4 protein-coding genes are annotated in these 4574 nt (G+C 43.8%); 3 read left to right on the top strand and 1 reads right to left on the bottom strand.

Annotation, left to right across the window (positions count from 1 at the left end; genetic code table 11):
- The first annotated feature begins 8 nt into the window (after positions 1–8).
- The 3 genes from B9J84_RS00160 (at position 9) to B9J84_RS00150 (ending at position 2857) form a co-directional block, all read left to right on the top strand.
- Positions 9–593 carry a TetR/AcrR family transcriptional regulator gene (locus B9J84_RS00160; protein ID WP_013867811.1) on the top strand — a complete coding sequence of 195 codons (585 nt, stop codon included), beginning with the start codon at positions 9–11 and terminating at the stop codon, positions 591–593.
- Entirely contained in the window at positions 590–985 is a 396-nt protein-coding gene (locus B9J84_RS00155; protein WP_094123257.1) for a PPC domain-containing DNA-binding protein, read from the top strand. The genes B9J84_RS00160 and B9J84_RS00155 overlap by 4 nt, the downstream gene beginning before the upstream one ends.
- 267 nt (positions 986–1252) lie before the next feature.
- Entirely contained in the window at positions 1253–2857 is a 1605-nt protein-coding gene (locus B9J84_RS00150; protein ID WP_013867813.1) for an ABC-F family ATPase, read from the top strand.
- 154 nt (positions 2858–3011) lie between these two features.
- On the opposite strand, the gene B9J84_RS00145 is transcribed toward B9J84_RS00150, so the two are convergent.
- On the bottom strand, positions 3012–4574 hold a 1563-nt coding region (locus B9J84_RS00145), incomplete at its 5' end, for an ABC transporter substrate-binding protein (RefSeq protein WP_094123256.1).

Here is a 4574-nt window from a genome sequence, read left to right as displayed (position 1 = left end):
ACTTAATTATGGCTCGTAAAAGTAATTTCGATAGAGAGGAAAAACTGATTGTGGCAATGGATCTGTTTTGGAAAAAAGGGTACTCCAATACCGCCATTTCCGATCTAATTGATACGCTGAAAATTAACCGTTTTAGCCTTTATAATGCGTATGGTGATAAAAAAACGCTCTATTACGAAGCATTGGATAAATATCTGGTATCAGTGCCACTCCCTCGCCTTGCTGAACTTAACCAAACGAACTCAGCGTTTGAAGAATTGACTGCTTTTCTTAAAGAATTTGCAAAATTGCAAAAGACAAGTTCATCGGGATGCTTCATGCAAAACGCCCTGATTGAACACGCAGGGCAAGATGAGTATGTGTTAGCAAAAGGCCAACAACTTTTTGACCAGTTACTAGCCGTTATTAGTCACGCACTACGAAACGCCCAGGAGCAAAAACAAATTGGTACATTGCTGGATGCCAATCAATTGGCAAAACTGGTACTGGTCCAGATGCAAGGAATTCGTGTAATGGGAAAAGCTAAGCGTTATGACGACATTAATGCTGCCTTAGAATCGTTATTGATATTGCTTAAGGGAAATGCTCCATGATAAAAGTGACAGTGTCTCGCTTAATAAAAGGCCACGACTTAAAGCAATCCATTACCGCGTTGATAAAGCAAGAGAACATACAAGCGGGTAACATCGCTTCTTGTGTCGGGTGCCTATCTGAAGTGCGCATCCGCCTCGCTGATGGCTCTTCAGAGCTACATCTTGTTGATGCATTTGAAATTGTCTCTTTGATTGGCACGCTAACCGCATCTCATCAACACTTGCACATTGCGGTTGCAGATAAAACAGGCAAAGTGATCGGTGGTCATCTTTTGGATGGTTGTCTTGTCAATACTACCGCAGAGCTGATTTTACATTCCTACCCTGACTTAGTGTTTCAGCGAGAATTTGATAATCAAACGGGCTACAGTGAGCTGGTGGCACCTTGTTAAAATCCCTTTAATGATAAAAGTGAATGCGAATATACTAGTCTGCATTCTGTAAAATGTGGTGAAGCGTGTTTTTTATTCACCCATTTCTCCCTAATAACGATAGGCAATTCGACGTTGAGCAATTTCCGTCTGTGAGCTATCTCTCACATCTGTTCTTTTTGTAATAACTCTGTATAATTCGCCGCCTATTTAACCATTGTTTATGTTCTGTTGATTTGGCGTCTGCACATCACTGATTCGCTAAACTGAATACCTAGGAAAACTCTCTTGATCTCTACCGCAAATATCACCATGCAATTTGGCGCTGAGCCTTTATTTGAAAACATTTCTGCAAAATTCGGTAACGGCAATCGCTACGGTTTGATTGGCGCTAACGGCTGTGGTAAATCGACGTTCATGAAGATCTTGAGTGGCGCGTTAACTCCCAGCTCAGGCAACGTCTCCATTACACCAGGGCTAAAATTGGGTGTGCTGAGCCAAGATCAGTTTGCTTTCGAACAATATACGGTAATTGATGCCGTGATTATGGGTGACCGTAAACTATGGGAGATCAAGCAAGAGCGTGACCGCATTTATTCATTAGCCGAGATGAGCGAAGCCGACGGCATGAAAGTCGCCGAGCTTGAGAGCGAATACGCTGAAATGGATGGTTACACCGCCGAAAGTCGCGCGGGTGATATTTTGTTAAAAGCGGGTATTGAGGAATCGTTTCATTTTGGCTTGATGCAACAAGTGGCTCCAGGTTGGAAACTGCGCGTTTTGTTGGCGCAAGCCTTGTTTGCCAACCCAGATATTTTGCTGCTCGATGAGCCAACCAACAACTTAGACATCCACACCATTGGTTGGTTGGCTGAAGAACTTAATCAGCGTAAATGCACCATGATTATTATTTCCCATGACCGTCACTTTTTGAACTCAGTGTGTACCCATATGGCTGATATTGATTACGGTGAACTGCGTATTTATCCGGGTAATTATGAGTATTTTCTTGAAGCGTCAAGCTTGATTCGAGAGCAGTTACTCTCTGGCAACGCGAAAAAAGCGGCCGAGATCAACGAACTGCAAGACTTCGTTAACCGCTTTGGTGCCAATGCTTCAAAAGCAAAACAGGCTAGCTCACGCGCAAAAAAAATGGACAAGATCAAGCTTGATGAAGTGAAATCCTCAAGCCGCATCAGTCCTTCGATTGATTTTGGTGAAGGAAAGAAACTGCATCGTCTTGCACTTGAACTACAAAATCTCGGCCACGCTTTTGACGATGAACAGCTCTTCAACGGTGGCAATCTGCTGCTTGAGGCGGGCTCGCGTTTGGCGGTAATTGGTGAAAACGGCGTCGGTAAAACGACCTTTCTACGCTGCTTAGTCAAAGAGCTTCAGGCCAACCAAGGTGTGGTGAAATGGTCTGAGAATGCCTCAATTGGCTATTGCCCTCAAGACAGTACTGTCGATTTTGATAACGATCTGACTATCTTTGATTGGATCTCGCAGTGGCGCACAGTAAAACATGATGATTTGATGGTGCGTGCCATTCTTGGCCGACTACTCTTTACAGCTGATGATGTGAATAAGAAAGCAAGAAATTGCTCGGGTGGTGAGAAGAACCGTCTGCTATTTGGCAAACTAATGATGCAAGATATCAACGTGCTGATCATGGACGAGCCAACCAACCACATGGATATGGAAGCGATTGAGGCGCTCAATAACGCGCTAAAGTCCTACACGGGGACACTGATTTTTGTTAGCCACGATCGCGAGTTTGTCTCTTCGCTGGCCACTTCGATCATTGATGTGAAAAACAAACAGTTGGTCTACTTCCAAGGAACGTACGATGAATATTTGGCTCATCAACAGAAGTTGTTAGCTGCGGCGTAATCAAACCAACGTCATCGCTCCTGATACTTGTTGCCGCCAGAAATGACGGCAACAACGGATAATTTAGATTCTGCTGTTTACTCTTAGCTTATTTTATCGGCCACTGACAAGCCGCCGACTTAACTCCAAGTTGTTTGGGTATCACTGTAATTTGTTATAACTCTGGTTTAACCCAAACATTGCTAAAATCAAACCAGCCTAACGCGTTGCATTTCGCGTTTTGTAATGCACCACATTGATCTTTGCTTATCCCTAACCAACAGTGGAACATCGGGATAACTTGCTGTTTTTCTATCAAAGACTTGCCAATCTCTTTGGCCGGAAATATGGCATTTGGATCGGCGCGCCATTCATCCACTAACTGACACCAATACGAAAAATCTTCAGCGCGGCTTAAATGCTCGATATCACTGTAATCAAGTAACCATCCTGCTAACGCATCTTCTCTATGGTTGGCAATTCCCATCGGTTTGACCCAAACATCGACAGCATCGGTGTCTTCAACAGTCAAATCATATTTAACAAGCTCCACCGAAATCCCATCTTCTTTTAACAGCTGTTGTATTGTTTTCACTAAGCTTGGAAACATAGGATGTTGAGCATGATATGCAATGGTGATCGAACGCTCACCCGGCGGTGTAGCGGCAACATCTCCCGATGACTGATGATACCAGCCCGGTTTCAAGCCATAAGCAGGTAACACCCCCAACTCGACCACTTTGTCTTCTGGTAATTGACGAAATAGGTTGAGAGTACTGAGCTTATTGGTAAGGTAGCGAGCCCAATTTACATCTGCGGCGACGCCATTTTTTCGATTGAGTAACAAGTAAGTACAGCCGGGATCAAGATCCACGTCTTCTGTAAATGAACCTCGCTTTGTTTTTATCGGATGCGATAAGCTAGGAAAAACCATCGAAGAATGTACTTCGTCAATCACCCACACTTCGACTCGGTCGAGCAAAGGCCTAAATCCAAAATATCCATCAAACGCTTGCAAAACTAAGCGTTTTTCATCATTTAAAATGACTTTGTAAGGGCCAGTACCAATCGGCATTAAATCAAAATTATCACTACGATTGGACTCTGGTAGTAAAATCTTGGCACATGACTCAGATAAAAGAAGCGGTAAGCGACTATCCGCTTTTTGTAAAAAGATATCGATAACCCAGTTGGAGGGCGAGCTGATCCTATCAAGATGGGAGAATAAGTTCAGAAATCGCAATTCCCACAAACTTTGGATAACACCGTCGGTGGTAAGCAAATCACCATTGTGGAAACGAACCCCTGGCCGAAGATAAAAACGCCAATGTGTTGCTGTCACCGATTCCCATGTATGTGCGAGATCTGGCTGCAGCTGTTCATATTCATCTAGCCGCGTTAATCCACTAAAAATTTGCATTACGATATGTTGCTCAGATCGACGCATGGATTTTAGCGGGTTTAGCATTGAAAGCGGGCGATAATAAGGCAACCGTATGACTTGCAGACCTTCTTGATGCTGAACACCAAGATAGCTTTGGATCACTTGCGTCAGTTTCGCCGCATCTTGATCCAGCACCGAAAATGCATGGCCAATTTTACCTTCATCTAAGTATCGACGCGCAAGGTTTTCACTGACATCACTGCGACTACGTTTAAAAATGAGATCGGATAATTTTCCACGCCCCGCCGCAGGACGCCATTCTATCCAGCCTTCATCCTCCATTTTATTTAAAAC

The organism is Vibrio sp. V03_P4A6T147 (genome assembly GCF_002241085.1).
Classification (GTDB): domain Bacteria; phylum Pseudomonadota; class Gammaproteobacteria; order Enterobacterales; family Vibrionaceae; genus Vibrio; species Vibrio anguillarum.
This window is presented reverse-complemented; position numbering and strand designations above follow the sequence as displayed.

What these genes read in the sequence shown, in the direction of transcription:
- B9J84_RS00155 (WP_094123257.1), top strand. Translation starts at nt 590, where the DNA reads ATGATAAAAGTGACAGTGTCTCGCTTAATAAAAGGCCACGACTTAAAG.
- B9J84_RS00160 (WP_013867811.1), top strand. Translation starts at nt 9, where the DNA reads ATGGCTCGTAAAAGTAATTTCGATAGAGAGGAAAAACTGATTGTGGCA.